Below are 14,724 nucleotides of genomic sequence, written 5' to 3' on the forward strand. Positions count from 1 at the left end.
AAGCCGGTTATCTGCAGCGGCTTGCATGGCCGGCCCGTACAGGCTAACGTGAATTAACGGGCCGTGCAGAACGAACACTGTGTGTCGGGCTGGCGGCGCCAAGGACTTGTACCGGGAGGTGCCCATGACTCAGGCTCACCGGCAACACCCTGGCGGGAACAATGTGGTTCCTTTCTCTCCACGCCGCAAAGCGGCACAGCCCCCCATTTTGCGTCTCTCCCCGGAATACGATGGCATTGAGCTGTTGTACGCCAATGATCATCACCCGGATAAACTCTTCTCACTGAAAATTCTGGCCTGGGCCCGTCTCGCCAATGGCGACACTGTGGCCATGGTACCCTGGCTGAAAGAACCGGTGACCGCCATGGCCCTGGCTGATCCGTTGAACGGACGCTGGGAAGGTTACCGCCTGCCGGAAAGCGACTACCTGTTCATTGATGCCCCGGAGCACAAGGTGCAGGAGCTGGATGCGGCACTGGGCTTCTTCGGCAAGCCCCAGCCCGGCCACCAGACGATTCAGGAAATCCCCGATACCATCGGCACTCATGCTGTGTTTTCCGAGGACGACTTCCACACCATCAGCCTGATGGAAGTGGTGAGCTGGCGGCTGACCGCAGACGGCACCCTGGCCGCCATGGTGGCCGACGAATCCGGCTCCATGGAAACCCCAGTGCTACCCGGCGCCAAGTGTCTGATTCAGGCCCAGCAACTCCCGGACTTCCGCTACTTCTTCCAGCACGGCATCGCCAACAAACTCAAAGAACGAGATCCGGAGGCGCTGGCGGCGGTGGCAATGCTGGCAAGGAGTTGAAAGGCAGTTAATAGTTAACAGCTACGCGGATTGATCCGTGAGAGAATCCACAACACAGGAGGCCCCGCCCATGGCTTGAGCGCGGCCTCTTTGCGTTCAACTTTCAATGCGCTTGGGCGCGCAACTATTCACTGTTAACTATTAACTGTTCACTGCTTCTTCTTTATCCAATACACAAACAGCTCCCCCTCCTGCTCCTGCCCCAGCAGGGTGTGGCCAAGAAACTGACAGAACTTGGGAATGTCCCGTTCGGTGGACGGGTCGGTGGCACGCACTTCCAGAACCTCGCCGGGGTCCATGTCACGCACCTTGTTGTGCAGCATCATTACCGGTTCCGGACACAGCAGGCCGGTGGCGTCGAGGTGGTGTTGGGCATCGTGGCTCATGGAGTTACCTTTTTTGCGTTGCCAACAAGAGGCGCTTGCCAGAAAAAGGCGGCCATTATAACGGCTGTGCAGAGAATCGCAGCCAGCAGGAAATGGCCAGCATATCCCAGCCAGGCCGCACTGAAGCCGCTGGCCAGGGTAAAGGCCCCCACCGCAAACAACTGCACGGACGCCTGCATGGTGTAGTCACTTCCCTCATGGCCACTGCGGCAGTAGTCCATCATCAACACAAACAGGGCCACGGTGGAAAGGCCATCGGCGAACTGCTCGAAGAGCGCCACCGGCCAGATCCAGTGATCCGCCGGGCTGCTGGCCACCGCCCACCAACCCAAAAAAGACAGGGCCTGCAACCCGGCAAACCCGAACAGGGCCAGTTTGCGCGACAGGCGCATCATCAACACCCCGGCCAGCGCCGCCCCGGCCAGCCCCACCAGGGATGACACCAGATCCAGACGACCGATGGCTTCCAGCGTCCATTGCCGGTCCACCAGAAAGGGTTTGATCATACGTGTACCAAAACCATCACCGACCTTGTAGCCCAGCAGAATGATCAACCAAATGGCCATACCCGGGCGCCACCAGAACAGGGTCAATTGCCGGCGCCACCAGCGTAACGTCACCGGTCGGCGGGGCCGGATCTGCTCCGGTGGTTCATGAAACCGCCAGACAACCAGCGCCACCAGCAACAGGGCAAGCATCAGGCTGGCCAGAGTACCCTGCCAGCCCCAGTGACCGACCATGATCAACAGGGCACCACTGCCGAGAATCATGCCAATCTTGTAGCCATTCACCTGAATACTGTTACCTAACCCACGCAGGTCCGGTGTAAGCAAGCGCGTGGCCAGGCCGTCAGTGGCGATATCCTGGGTGGCGCTGAACAGGTTGAGCAGGAAAAGTAGCACCACCAGCAACGCGAAGCCGGACCCGAACAACCATTCGCGGGGAAACAGGGCGGTGACTGCCAACACCAGCATTACCGCAAACACGCAGGCAAGAATCCAGCGCTTGCGGTGATTGGGCTTGCCGCTGCCCCAGCGGTCCACCCAGGGCGCCCAGAGAAACTTCAGTGCCCACGGCAGCGCCGGCAACGCCAGCAGGCCAATCCATTCCGGTGACAGACCTGCGTCCCTGGCCAGGGCCGGCATGGACTTGCCCAACAACCCGGCGGGCAGGCCCTGGGCAAAGTAGAGCATGCCCAGAGTGACAAAGAGTGCCGGGGTGGCACGGGGGGCTGACATGATCAGTAATCCCGGTGGAAGGCGGCCCAGACGGTGATTTCCTCACGATCATAATAGAGCTGGGCAGCCTTGATCTCGGGTACACCCAGGTGCTCATGACGTTCCATGGCCGCGGTCAGCTTTTCCAGCAATTGCCAGGCTTCCTGGAACCGGCGCTTCATGGGCAGCTTGAGATTGAACAGGGCAGCCCGGGACCAGCCCTGGGTAAGCCACTTTTCCATCTGCTGCAGGGTACGTGCCGGCTTGTCCACCACATCGCAGACCACCAGGTCCACACTGCTGCGGGGCCGCCAGGTAAAGGCATCACCGTGAATATGCTCTACCGGGTATTCATCCAGCAGACGCCCATCGAGTTTGCCGTGATCCACTGCCTGAACCTTGATACCGCGCCTGGCCAGTTGCCAGCTCCAGCCTCCCGGCGCGGCACCCAGATCCACAGCCGTCTTCGCAGTGAGGCTGTCAGTGCTACCGAAAAAGCGCAGTAACGCCTCTTCCACCTTGAGGGCAGATCGGCTGGGCGCTTCGGCCGGCAGTTTCAGCCGCCGCACCCCGCCTTCGGCAAGCGGCACCGACGTCGGACTGCTGGTCACCCAGCCATTGTGGGAATCACTAAAGAACAGATGTACCCGTTGCCGGGCATTGGCTTTCAACAAGCCGGCTTTTTTCAGGCGAGGTTCCAGCGCCTTGCGAAAGCCACGCAGAAACCGCTGCATTTCCCGGCCGTCGTTGGTGTCAGGGTGCTCCAGAAACACCTCACGGAAAGGCGCGGCCTGTTTCAGTAATGGCCACAGCTCGGCGATCCTGTCATCGCCGATATTCACAAACTGCCCCTCGGCCAGGCTCAGACTGCGGGCAAAAATCAGCCCACTCTGCAGCAGTGGAGCCATGGAGCCCTGCTGGCTGTGCCAGAGCACATAGCCGCTGTCCGGGGTGGTACGGGGATAACCGCCGACCATCTGCTCAGCCGCATGGTAATTCAGCTCCGCAGCCAGGTCGTTCTCGAAGCCGGGTCGGCACAACCCCAGCAGGGTTTCATCATGGGAGTGCTGCAAGTCACTGTGCATGTCGGTCTCGCGGTGGTTACAATGTGGCACATTGTCCTTATCACAACGGCTGGATCAATAATGAAAACAATATTGCCGCTGACCCTGGGCCTTGGCGCTGCCCTGCTCTCCCCCTTTGTACACGCTGAAGAGGAACTGGCGCCACCGGATGTGGATTTCTACGCCGAGGCGCAGATGCTGCGCGCCGACCTGGCGCCCTACGGCTTTGATACCACCGACGGCCTGGATATTCGTCTGGGCATGTGGCTCAACAGCGTTGATATCGGTGGAAACTCTCGGCTGGGACTGGAGGCGGGCTTCCTGCGTCACAGCGAAGACTCGAACGGCCGTCAGTTTGAACGAGCCCCAGAATCCAACGAAACCCCGATTAATGGCACTCCCATCGACACTGTCCGAATCAACGAAGAGAACTCCCTTCGCCTTAACGGCATTACAGTGGGGGTTGTTTGGCAGACCAAACGCTGGGTCTATCTGAAAGGCGGTGCTTATATCTACGATTTCAAGCTCGAAAACCGTCAGCAACGGGCATTTCTTGACGATAATTCAGACACGGTTGCCAGCGTGAACGAAGCCCCAACGAACGACAGCCAAAGTGGTATCGCCCCTTATCTCGGCGTGGGCCTGGCCATCCCGGTTCTGGACAAGCTGTCCGTCACCGCGGATTACCGCCAAACGCAATTGGAATCCGAAAACTATGGCACCTTTGGTGTCGGGCTGCGTTTTTCCAACTGATTCGAAAACGCGGTTGGAGCCTTTGTTTGCAAGGCTCCAACCGCGCCACGCCTTTTCATCCCACAGCAGACCACCCTCTGCTGCTACTTCACAAACACTACGGTCTTGTTGCCATCCACGATCACCCGGTCTTCCAGGTGCCAACGGACCGCTCGCAGCATCACCTGACGCTCCACATCCTGCCCCAGCGATTTGAGCTCCTCGGCGGAATGGCGATGGCTTACCCGCTGCACGTTCTGCTCGATGATCGGCCCCTGATCCAGATCTTCGGTCACATAATGGCTGGTGGCACCAATCAGTTTGACACCACGATCGTGGGCCTGCTGATAGGGATTCGCCCCCACAAAGGCCGGCAGGAAAGAATGGTGGATATTGATAATGCGGTGCGGGTGATGGGAAACGAAATCGCTGCTCAATATCTGCATGTAGCGTGCCAGCACGATCACATCCACCTGGCCCTCGAGCAGCGCCAATGCCTTGGCTTCCGCCTCGGCCTTGTTGTCGCCACTGACAGGAATATGGTGATACTCAATACCAAAGCGCTCCACTTCGCCGCGCAGGTCTTCATGGTTGCTGATCACCATGGGAATGGTGGCAGGCAAATCGCCCCGGGAGGTACGCCACAACAGGTCCATGATCACGTGGTCATGGCGTGACACCATCACCGCCATGCGCTTTTTCTCGCTGGCATAGCTGATTTGCCACTGCATGCCATAGGGTTCGGCAACCCGGCTGGCGAAGTTGTTACGCAGGGCCTCCCGGGAACAGTCCAGCTCCGGCGTCTGGAATTCCAGTCGCAAAAAGAAGGTGCCGCCACGGGCATCGCTGGAATGCTGGTCGAAATCGGTGATGTTGGCACCGTGATTGAACAGAAAGGTACTGACGGCGCTGATGATGCCCGGCTTGTCCGGACAGGTCACCAGCAGGCGCGCCGTATTGGCGTCTTGCACTGTCATTGCAGGTCCTGAATTAACGGGTCGGCACAAATTACTGACTGACGCCGAAGTGCTCCTTGCGGAAGCTGGATGGGGTCTTGCCCGTCCACTTCTTGAAAGCACGGTGGAAAGAGCTGGCCTCGCTGAAGCCCATCAACAGGGCAATTTCATCAATGCTCAGATCCGGCTTGGACAGGTAGTAGACCGAGGCATCCTTGCGGATGGAATCCTTGATCTCCTGGTAGCTGGTATTGGCCTCTTTCAGCCGCCGGCGCAGGGTTTGCGGCGTCATGTTGAGTTTACCGCAGATTTCCGTGAAATCGGGGAAACTGTTGCCGTATTCGTTGGAGATAATGGCCCGTATTTGCGCTGGCAGGCCCACATTATGAATATTGCCGTTAAACAGCTGGGTCAGAGAATCCTTCAGGAACTTGGACAGGGACAACTCATTCTGCACCAGCGGCAAATCAAGAAAGTCGGCCCGGAAGGTCACCGAACTCTCGTCGGCACTGTACTCAATCGGGCAATCAAACAGGAAACGATGTTCTTCGTCGTTTCTCACATCGGTGTAATCCAGTTTCACCAGTTTCGGCTCAATGGCCTTGCCGACCAGCCAGCTCATGAAGCGCAGCCACACAAACAGGGAGGTCTCGATGATTACTTCCCGAAAATCCAGACGGGGGTCCGCGCGAACCACCAACCTGGCGATGTCGCCTTCTCGCGTAATGCGGGAATACATGCTCAGCTCGAACAAATCGTAAAAACGGATACCCCGCTCAACGGCTGCCCCCAGGGTCGGGCAATTGATGACCGCATGGGCCATCATGGAAAAGGTGCCGGGCTTGGATTTGCGCCCCTGGCCGAAACCGAGGAACTCGTCCTGGGTCTGCTGCATGATCAGCAGCATCATCTTGATAAAGGTGTCGCGCTCAATGCTCCCGTTCGGGTCATCGAGCAACTGTCGGGGAATGTCGCACTGATCCAAGAGATCGGGAATGCTGGCACCAGACCGGGCCGCCCCCTGGAGCAATTTTACGACGCGATTGATATTGATTGTTCTGCGCTGGTACATCGACCGCCACCCTCACACCGCTGGCAATGCCAAAAAACGGCTTAACCGCTTATTCAGTATCCTGAAATGGTTACCCGTTCATCATTGTTGTCCAACGGGCTTGTCTCTCGAATCCTCAGCACGGAATCCGGGCCGTCAATAATAAAGAAACTCGCTATAATTGACATAGTGTTTACCCGGTCCGACCGTGCCATTGTACGTGGAAATAACAAAAATCGCCTTGACGCATCTTTCACCCTTGTTATCCACCCGTCATTACGTTACAAAATCAGTCATGAATGTTCTCGTTGTCGAAGACAATAAAGCTGTCAGTCTGATCATTTGCCGCATCATTGAAGAGCTGGGCCATGAATATGTGCTGGCCGCCGACGGTGAAGTGGCGCTTCGCCTTTTTCGACAACGGAAGGTGGATCTGCTGATTCTGGATGTGGAACTACCGTCTCTGGACGGCTTCAGCGTCGCCCGGGAAATCCGCAACCAGAATGGCCATACTCCCATCCTTTTTATATCCGGCAACAACAGCGAATCCTATCGGCAACAATGCCTGGACGCTGGCGGCGAGACCTTGATGCCCAAACCCCTGCGACCCAGTGAATTGCGGCGCTGGCTGGAAATGGCTTTCAGCCAGTTAGCTGCCGGCAACCTTGCCCCCTCTGACGCCTCCGCTTGACCTCAGCCCTCATTGCCTAACGTCATTTGTCACCGCCAGACTGCGTAACCAGTGCCGCCCGCTCTCATCCACTTCCCGGGCCAGATTCAACACGCTGATACCCCGTAAACGAGCGCCTGAGACCAGCGAATAGGCCTCACGCTGGAGTTTCTCCATGGCCAGACGATGCTCAGCCGCCAGCTCGGCGCCGGGCGATGCCTGGTAAAGCCTGTCCAGCGCCAGCAAAATCTGCTCACTGAATCCCTTCAGACCGGGGTCCCGGCTTTCTGCAAGAAGCGCCAGATCATCGGCCACATCCTTCAACGCTTTCAAGGCATAAACGGCCTCGCGAACCCGAGCCCGGAGCCGCTGGAGGCGCTGTTCCTGTCCCTCGGTCAGGGTCTGTTGAGCCAGCCGGTTGGCATAATCCGCCAACTGCATTTCCTGATCTGTTACCTGCTCATACTCCTCCAGGAAACGCGACAAGGAACGCCCCTGCAGGGGGTAACGGCAATAGTTGCGGACCCGCTCAATGAGACTGTCCGTCTCACGACTCAGCACCAGTAACGCCGGCTCCACCGATTGCGGGCTGATATCGGCAAACAGGTCATGATGTGCTCGCTTACCAATGTGTTTCTCAATCCCCTTTTCCATGGCGGCCAGAAACGGCGCGAACACGACGATCCCGATCAGGTTGAAACCGGTATGAAAGGCCACCAGGCCATATAACGGATCATTGACACCAAGCCAGGCCGCCACTTGTGGCCATACAGGCATCATCAGAGAAAACGCCATCAGGGCCGTTCCCACGTTATATAACACATGAAAGGCCGCCACCTGTTTCTTCTGCACGGAGCCCTTGATCGCGCCAAGCAACAAGGTACTCGTGGTACCCAGATCCGCACCAATCACCAACGCGAGGGCTTCCGGCAAGGCGATCAAACCGCCATTGAGCGCCGATAGCGTAATCAACATGGCCGCCGACGACGACTGGATGATGGCGGTCAGCAGCACGCCGGCCAGCAGATAGACCAGTGGTGGGTAGCCCTGCAGCCAGCTCACATCAAAACGCTGGCCGACGCCTTCAACCGCCACCTTCATGGTATCCAGACCGAAAATCAGCAATCCGAATGCCAGCAAAAACAGGCCGCCAGAGCGCCACAACCCTTTCGGCAAAAGCACGTAGCAAAGAGCACCGGCCCCCGCCAGTGGCAAGCTCACCGCAGAGAGCGAGAGTTTGAAACCCAGCAGTGTCACCAGCCAGCCGGTAACCGTAGTGCCCAGATTGGCACCCAGCATCACTGCCATGGCATGACGCAGGGGTAGGATGCCCACCGACACGAATGCCAGGACCAGCAATCCGACCAGGGAGCTGCTCTGCATCACGGCAGTTATCAACGCACCTGCCACAACGCCTTTCAGCGTGGTGTTGGTGGACCGTTGCAGCCAGTGTGAGGCCTTTTCGCTGAAAAGGGTCTGCACCGCCTGCTCCACCAATTGCATGGCAAACAGGAACAACCCCAGCCCGGCAATCATGGTCAGCACACTGTTCATACCTGCAACTCAATCATGCGTTTTCATCAGTTCCCGGCGATAGTGCTCGATACACTGCAGGTCTTCACGGGGATATTCTGGTGCCAGCTCCTGAAGCGTAGACAACAACAACTGTGCCACAGCCGCCCTGGCACGGTGCTTGTCATCATTGGGAATAAGATGCCAGGGAGCATGAAGGGTATGGGTTGCCGTCAGGGTCTCATTGACCAGCGTTAGATAGGATTCCCTCGCCATCCAGCTTTCCACATCGGCGGGATCGAACTTCCAGCGCTTGCGAGGCTTGTCCAGTCGCTTCAACAGCCGGCGGCGCTGTTCTTCGCGAGAGGTGTTCAGCCAGATTTTGATTATCCGGGTGCCTTCCCGATGCAGATGTTGTTCGAACGCGTTGATGGCCTCATATTTCAGTGGCCAGTCATCACTACTGTGCTCGGTGACCGGCCATAACCGTTCGGCCAGTACCGATTCGTAATGACTGCGATTGAATGCCACCACTTCCCCCCTGGCCGGCAAATGCCGCCATACTCGCCAGAGAAAATCATGGTCCACCTCCTCACCCAGGGGGCGACTGAATCCGTGCACCCGGAACGCGGCCGGATCCATTGCTCCGGCCAGGGTGCGAATCAAACTATCCTTGCCGGAAGCATCAAGACCCTGCACAACCAGCAGCACCCCATTACGCCGATTGGCAAACAGTCGCCGTTGGTATTCTTGCAGGCCGGCCAGTGCCGTATCCAGGCACGGCTCCGGAGAGTCCGGAAAACGTGTTGGCAAACTCTGCACGTTGAGGGTCGGTCCTGAGGGCCAACCAAAGCGGTCCAGTTCCATGCTGACTCCCTTGGGTATACCGTATTGAGCATAATGGGCAGCGTGATCTCGGGAGCCTCTGAATAACTCCTTGCATGCTCAGTCTTTCAGGCTGGGTCGCAATCCCCACTCGCAGAGCACAGAATGCGCGGTTTTGAAAGTGTATGTCCATCCACCGAAAAACCGCAACAACGAGTGCCGGTCAGCCTGGAAGCGCCGGCAGAGGAGGCCTGAAAAGCATATCGGCCGCGCGAGTGCGCATGGCGTGATCCAGAAGCCCCGCACGCAAAAAGGAGATTTTCATGGAACCACGCATCAGCATGATCACCCTTGGCGTCAGGGATCTGGCCACGGCGATCCGCTTTTATGAACAGGGCCTGGGCCTGCCTCGCCGCCACGGTCCCGACGATGCGCCGGTGGCGTTCTTTGAATTGAATGGCACCTGGCTGGGGTTGTTCGGTCATGACGACCTGGCGGCTGATGCCGGCGTTGGAGCAGCCGGTGAGGGTTTTCGGGGAGTGGCGATGGCACACAATGTGGAAAGCCCACAGCAGGTTGACCAGCTGCTCGCCCAGGCCCGGGAAGCCGGCGCACAACGGATCAAACCCGGCCAGCCCACCGACTGGGGCGGTTACGCCGGCTACTTTGCCGACCCGGATGGCCATCTCTGGGAAGTCGCCTGCAACCCGCACTTCTGGGTTGGACCTCGCTAGTATCAGCAACGGATAGACATAAAAAAGCCCGGCACAGGGCCGGGCTTTTTAACAGACGACATCCACGTTATTTGTAGATTTCGCCCTTTTCCGCTTTCTCCACCAGGGAAGCCGGCGGATTGAAGCGATCACCGTACAGCTTGGCCAGCTCCTGGGCACGAGCCACAAAACCGCGCAGGCCACCCTCATACTGGTTAATGTACTGGATCACGCCACCGGTCCAGGCCGGGAAGCCGATACCGAAGATGGAGCCGATGTTGGCGTCCGCCACGGATTCCATCACTCCCTCGTCAAAGCATTTCACCGCTTCAATGGCTTCCACGAACATCATCCGTTCCTTGATATCTTCGAACGGGATTTCCTTGTCACCACCAAAGGCGTCTTTCAGGCCAGCCCAAAGGTGCTTCTTGCCGTTTTCCGGGTATTCGTAGAAGCCCTTGCCCTGGGCTTTGCCCGGACGATTGAGCTCTTCGACCATTTTCTTCATGACCACTTCCGCAGGATGCTCCGGCGGCAGCTCTGTGCCTTCACGCTTGGCATCATCACGGGCTGCCTTGCCGATCTTCAGGGCAGTTTCCATGTTGATCTCATCGATCAGGTTCAGGGTGCCTACCGGATAACCCGCCTGCATGGCCGCCTGCTCAATGGACTGGGCGTTAATGCCCTCACCCAGCATGGCAATACCTTCGTTGGCAAAGGTGCCAATCACGCGGGTGGTGAAGAAGCCACGGGCATCGTTGACCACGATGGGGGTCTTCTTGATCTGCTGGCAGTAATCGTAGGTTTTCGCCAGCGCTTCCGGACTGGTGTCCTTGCCGGAAATAATTTCCACCAGCGGCATCTTGTCCACCGGGCTGAAGAAGTGGATACCGATAAAGTTGTCCTGCTTCTTCACACCCTTGGCCAGGCCGGTAATCGGCAGCGATGAGGTGTTGGAGCCAAGCACGGCATCCGGCTTCACCACATCCTCGATTTCCTGGAAGACCTTGTGCTTCAGTTCGGTGCTCTCGAATACCGCCTCAATCACGAAGTCCACCCCTTCCAGATCCTTGGCATCCGCCGTGGCGTGGATCAGGGACAGGATTTGCTCTTTCTTCTCCTCGGTCATCTTGCCCCGGGAGATTTCCTTGTCGAGCAGTTTGCGGGAGTAGTCCTTGCCTTTCTCCGCGTTTTCCTGGGAGATATCTTTCAGCACCACCTGGGCACCACTGCGAGCGGTCACATAGGCGATACCTGCACCCATCATGCCCGCACCGAGAATACCGACTTTTTCGGCGCGGAATTTCGGCACATCCTTGGGACGGCTGGCACCGGCGTTGATCGCCTGCAGGTTGAAGAAGAAAGCGGTGATCATGTTCTTGGCCACCTGGCTGGTGACCAAGGACACGAAGTAGCGGCCTTCAATGGTGGAGGCATTATCGAAATCCACCTGGGCCCCTTCCACGGCCGCCGACATGATCGCCAGCGGGGCCGGGTAGTTGGCACCCTTGATCTGCTTTTTCAGGTTGGCCGGGAAGGCCGGCAGGTTCATGGCGAACTTGGGATTCTTGGGGTCGCCGCCGGGGATCTTGTAACCCTTCTGGTCCCAGGGCTGCTGGGCTTTCGGGTTGGCCTTGATCCATTCGCGGGCCTTGGCCAGCATCTCATCACGGTCGGCGGCCAATTCGTCGATCAGCCCCACTTTCTGGGCCTTGTCGGCTTTCATCCGCTGGCCCTGCATCAACACCTTCATCAGGCCGTCCTGGATGCCCAGCATGCGCACTACGCGGGTGACACCGCCACCACCGGGCAGCAAACCCAGGGTCACTTCAGGAAGACCGAACTGGGCCGATTTATCGTTGATGGCAACACGGTGATGACAGGCCAAAGCGATTTCCAGACCGCCGCCCAGGGCCGTACCGTTCAGGGCTGCCACAACCGGCTTGCCCAGGGTTTCCAGCACACGCAGCTGGCGCTTGATCTCGGTCACGTTATCCAGGAATACCTGGCCGTCTTCCTTTTTCGCCTTGAGCAGGTCACGCAGATCACCGCCGGCAAAGAAGGTCTTCTTGGCAGAGGTGATGATGACGCCGGCAATGTTGTCTTTCTCTTTTTCCAGACGCTCTACGGTGGCGGCCATGGACTTGCCGTACAGCTCGTTCATGGTGTTCGCGGACTGATTGGGATCATCCAGAATCAGGGTAACGATGTTGTCCGCGTCCTGTTCCCAACGGATAGCAGTTTGTTCACTCATTTCATTTCTCCGAATTCGTTCGACGCGGTTTACAGACGCTCAATGATGGTGGCGATACCCATGCCACCGCCCACACACAGGGTGCACAGCGCGTACTTCTTGTCGCGACGTTCGAGTTCATCCAGCGCGGTGCCCAGAATCATGGCGCCGGTGGCACCCAGGGGGTGGCCCATGGCAATTGCACCACCATTCACGTTGGTCACATCCGGGGTGATATCCATGTCCTTCATGAAACGCATGGCCACAGCGGCGAACGCTTCGTTGATTTCCCACAGATCGATGTCGCTGGCCTTGAGGCCGGCTTTTGCCAGCGCCTTCCTGGCAGCCGGGCCCGGACCGGTCAGCATGATGGTGGGATCCGCCCCGCTGATGGCGGTGCAGACAATGCGGCCACGAGCCTTCATGCCGTAATCCTTGCCGACCTGCTCGTTACCCAGTACGACCAGTGCCGCGCCATCCACGATGCCGGAAGAGTTACCGGCGTGGTGAACGTGATCGATCTTTTCCAGCCAGTGGTATTTCTGCAGCGCTACCGCATCGAACCCCCCCATTTCGCCCATCATGGCAAAAGAGGGATTCAGGCCCGCCAGGCCATCGGCGGTGGTGCCGGCACGGACATGCTCGTCACGATCCAGAACGGTCAGGCCGTTGAGGTCTTTCACCGGTACCACGGAATTGCCGAAGTAGCCTTTTTCCCAGGCAGTGGCAGCGCGCGCCTGGGATTCGGCAGCAAACTCATCCACATCACGGCGGGAAAAACCTTCGATGGTAGCGATCAGGTCTGCACCGATGCCCTGGGGCACGAAACCGGTCTTGTAGTTGGTCACCGGATCCATGGCCCAGGCGCCACCGTCGGAGCCCATGGGAATACGGCTCATGGCTTCGACACCACCCGCCAGAATCAGGTCATCCCACCCGGAGGCCACTTTCTGGGCACCGGTATTCACCGCTTCCAGGCCGGAAGCACAAAAGCGGTTCAGTTGGTAACCCGCCACGGTATCCGGCAGGCCCGCAGCCAGCGCCGCAGTCTTGGCGATACAGGCGCCCTGATCGCCCACCGGGGTAACCACGCCCAACAACAGGTCATCAATACGGTTGGTGTCCATATTGGGAAAACGGGCTTTCACTTCATCGATCAGGCCGACCACCAGGTCCAGCGGCTTCACCGTATGCAGTGAGCCATCTTTTTTGCCCCGACCACGGGGAGTACGGATGGCATCGTAAATATAGGCTTCGGTCATGGAACCTTCCTCTTGCCTCAGGCAGATGTCAGCTTAGCTGACGGGTTGTGAAGGGCAGCACCTGTCTGTGCATGTGTTGGATCATGCGTAACAAAGTGACAGGTGCCGGCCAAATGTAGACCCGAGAGATTGCCCTACCCGCGCCCGTCACTCAATGACAGGAGTTAACAGCCGGGGTGAGCGGAACGGGCAGTGGTTAACCGCTTGATATGCAAGGTGTCTTAAGGGCCAATGCGGGGCGCCCCAGAGATGCTAAGGTCCGGACATTCGTTTCAGGAGAATTCGCTATGTCCCATAACACCGAGGTGCTGCGCTCCCTGGCCGCTTCCGCCCTGCAACAGGGCCGCGGCATTGCCAGCAAAGGCCACCGCAAGAACCCCCAGGAGCCCCTTGAACTGTATGACATGGAAGGGTGCCCGTTCTGCCGCCTGGTCCGTGAAGCATTGACGGATCTGGACTTGGATGTGCTGATTTTCCCCTGTCCCAAAGGGGGGGAGCGTTATCGTCCCCTGGTAGAACGCCTGGGTGGGCGCCAGCAGTTCCCCTACCTGATGGATCCGAATACCGGGGCTGCCCTTTACGAGTCCGCGGATATCATCGACTACCTTTACCGGGAATACGGTGGTCGCCCGGCACCTCGCCGCTGGCTGGTACGCAGTTTGCGCACGGCAGCGGCGGTGTCCGCTTCCCTCCCCCGCGCGTCACGGGGCCTGCACGCCCTGGATAGCAAAACGCCGGAGCAGGCGCTGGAACTCTACTCTTTTGAGGCCAGCCCCTTCGCCCGCCTGGTTCGCGAACGCCTCACCGAGCTTCAGCTTCCCTACCTGCTACGCCAGTGCGGACGGGATCAGTGGCAGGACTGGGTATTGCCGCCGATGCGCCGGCGTCTTCTCAGTGACTATTCACCCCGTCAGCGAAACCGCATCGCTCTGATGGAGCGGGCCGGTCGTATCGCCGTTCCTTACCTGGTCGATCCCAATACGGGCACTGAACTGTTCGAGTCTGCGGATATTCTCGATTATCTGGACCAGACTTACGGCCGATAATGGCAATCCGGCGCATCAACAAATGGTGCGCCCAGGGAGCCTCTGAGTAACACCTTGCATGCCCCGTCTTTGAGGCTGGTCGCCCCTCGGCCAGGTAACGAGGGGCGCAATTTTGACGCTACCCCCTCAAGGGGAATCGAGAGATGTCTCTCCATCAGCGTTTCAACGTCAACACGCAATAGCGGGTGTGGGTCAGCCTTGAAGCCCCGGAAAAGGTGACCTGAATGGCAGATCTGCGGCGCTTTG

General features: G+C 58.4%; 14 protein-coding genes. 5 read left to right on the plus strand and 9 right to left on the minus strand.

Translation table 11 applies throughout. The features are described from left to right. The first annotated feature begins 124 nt into the window (after positions 1–124). Positions 125–811 carry a hypothetical protein gene (locus A3714_RS04460; protein ID WP_063509484.1) on the plus strand — a complete coding sequence of 229 codons (687 nt, stop codon included), beginning with the start codon at positions 125–127 and terminating at the stop codon, positions 809–811. A gap of 149 nt (positions 812–960) precedes the next feature. Here the strand turns inward: A3714_RS04460 and tusA are convergent, their stop codons facing one another. Genes tusA through rlmM form a run of 3 tightly spaced genes read right to left on the minus strand, consistent with a single transcriptional unit; the run spans position 961 to position 3,499 of the window. Further along, positions 961–1,197: a sulfurtransferase TusA gene (gene tusA / locus A3714_RS04465; protein WP_062816241.1), complete on the minus strand. Its 237-nt coding sequence runs from the start codon at positions 1,195–1,197 to the stop codon at positions 961–963. Next, complete coding sequence (locus tag A3714_RS04470; RefSeq protein WP_082844761.1) at positions 1,194–2,435, minus strand: MFS transporter; 1,242 nt, start codon at positions 2,433–2,435, stop codon at positions 1,194–1,196. The genes tusA and A3714_RS04470 overlap by 4 nt, the downstream gene beginning before the upstream one ends. 2 nt (positions 2,436–2,437) lie before the next feature. Further along, a complete protein-coding gene (gene rlmM / locus A3714_RS04475) occupies positions 2,438–3,499 on the minus strand; it encodes a 23S rRNA (cytidine(2498)-2'-O)-methyltransferase RlmM (RefSeq protein WP_063509482.1) in 1,062 nt (353 codons plus the stop codon). A 60-nt stretch (positions 3,500–3,559) separates the two neighbouring features. Between rlmM and A3714_RS04480 the strand changes: the two genes are divergently transcribed. Then, entirely contained in the window at positions 3,560–4,231 is a 672-nt protein-coding gene (locus A3714_RS04480) for an outer membrane beta-barrel protein (protein ID WP_063509481.1), read from the plus strand. Between the two features lie 83 nt (positions 4,232–4,314). Here the strand turns inward: A3714_RS04480 and purU are convergent, their stop codons facing one another. Beyond that, positions 4,315–5,187 (minus strand): formyltetrahydrofolate deformylase, encoded by an 873-nt coding sequence (purU, locus tag A3714_RS04485; RefSeq protein WP_062816245.1) that lies wholly within the window; start codon positions 5,185–5,187, stop codon positions 4,315–4,317. A 31-nt stretch (positions 5,188–5,218) separates the two neighbouring features. Continuing rightward, complete coding sequence (locus A3714_RS04490; RefSeq protein WP_063509480.1) at positions 5,219–6,238, minus strand: AraC family transcriptional regulator; 1,020 nt, start codon at positions 6,236–6,238, stop codon at positions 5,219–5,221. Between the two features lie 274 nt (positions 6,239–6,512). Here A3714_RS04490 and A3714_RS04495 point away from each other — a divergent pair, with 274 nt between their 5' ends. Beyond that, the gene (locus A3714_RS04495; RefSeq protein ID WP_062816247.1) at positions 6,513–6,908 is read left to right on the plus strand and encodes a response regulator; all 396 of its coding nucleotides are present in this window, start codon (positions 6,513–6,515) and stop codon (positions 6,906–6,908) included. A gap of 9 nt (positions 6,909–6,917) precedes the next feature. On the opposite strand, the gene A3714_RS04500 is transcribed toward A3714_RS04495, so the two are convergent. Then, entirely contained in the window at positions 6,918–8,441 is a 1,524-nt protein-coding gene (locus A3714_RS04500; RefSeq protein WP_063525820.1) for a Na/Pi cotransporter family protein, read from the minus strand. Between the two features lie 9 nt (positions 8,442–8,450). Beyond that, positions 8,451–9,266 (minus strand): polyphosphate kinase 2 family protein, encoded by an 816-nt coding sequence (locus A3714_RS04505; protein ID WP_062816249.1) that lies wholly within the window; start codon positions 9,264–9,266, stop codon positions 8,451–8,453. 281 nt (positions 9,267–9,547) lie between these two features. On the opposite strand from A3714_RS04505, the gene A3714_RS04510 reads away from it, so the two are divergent. Next, on the plus strand, positions 9,548–9,958 hold the full coding sequence (locus tag A3714_RS04510) for a VOC family protein (RefSeq protein WP_063508728.1): 411 nt from the start codon (positions 9,548–9,550) through the stop codon (positions 9,956–9,958). 67 nt (positions 9,959–10,025) lie between these two features. Here the strand turns inward: A3714_RS04510 and A3714_RS04515 are convergent, their stop codons facing one another. Next, positions 10,026–12,191 carry a 3-hydroxyacyl-CoA dehydrogenase NAD-binding domain-containing protein gene (locus A3714_RS04515; RefSeq protein ID WP_062816251.1) on the minus strand — a complete coding sequence of 722 codons (2,166 nt, stop codon included), beginning with the start codon at positions 12,189–12,191 and terminating at the stop codon, positions 10,026–10,028. Positions 12,192–12,220: 29 nt separating this feature from the next. Beyond that, a complete protein-coding gene (locus A3714_RS04520) occupies positions 12,221–13,432 on the minus strand; it encodes an acetyl-CoA C-acetyltransferase (protein ID WP_063508727.1) in 1,212 nt (403 codons plus the stop codon). 287 nt (positions 13,433–13,719) lie between these two features. Here A3714_RS04520 and A3714_RS04525 point away from each other — a divergent pair, with 287 nt between their 5' ends. Further along, positions 13,720–14,478 (plus strand): glutathione S-transferase N-terminal domain-containing protein, encoded by a 759-nt coding sequence (locus A3714_RS04525; protein WP_062816253.1) that lies wholly within the window; start codon positions 13,720–13,722, stop codon positions 14,476–14,478. The last annotated feature ends 246 nt before the right edge of the window (positions 14,479–14,724 follow it).

It is taken from the genome of Alcanivorax sp. HI0007 (assembly GCF_001635525.1).
Lineage (GTDB): Bacteria > Pseudomonadota > Gammaproteobacteria > Pseudomonadales > Alcanivoracaceae > Alcanivorax.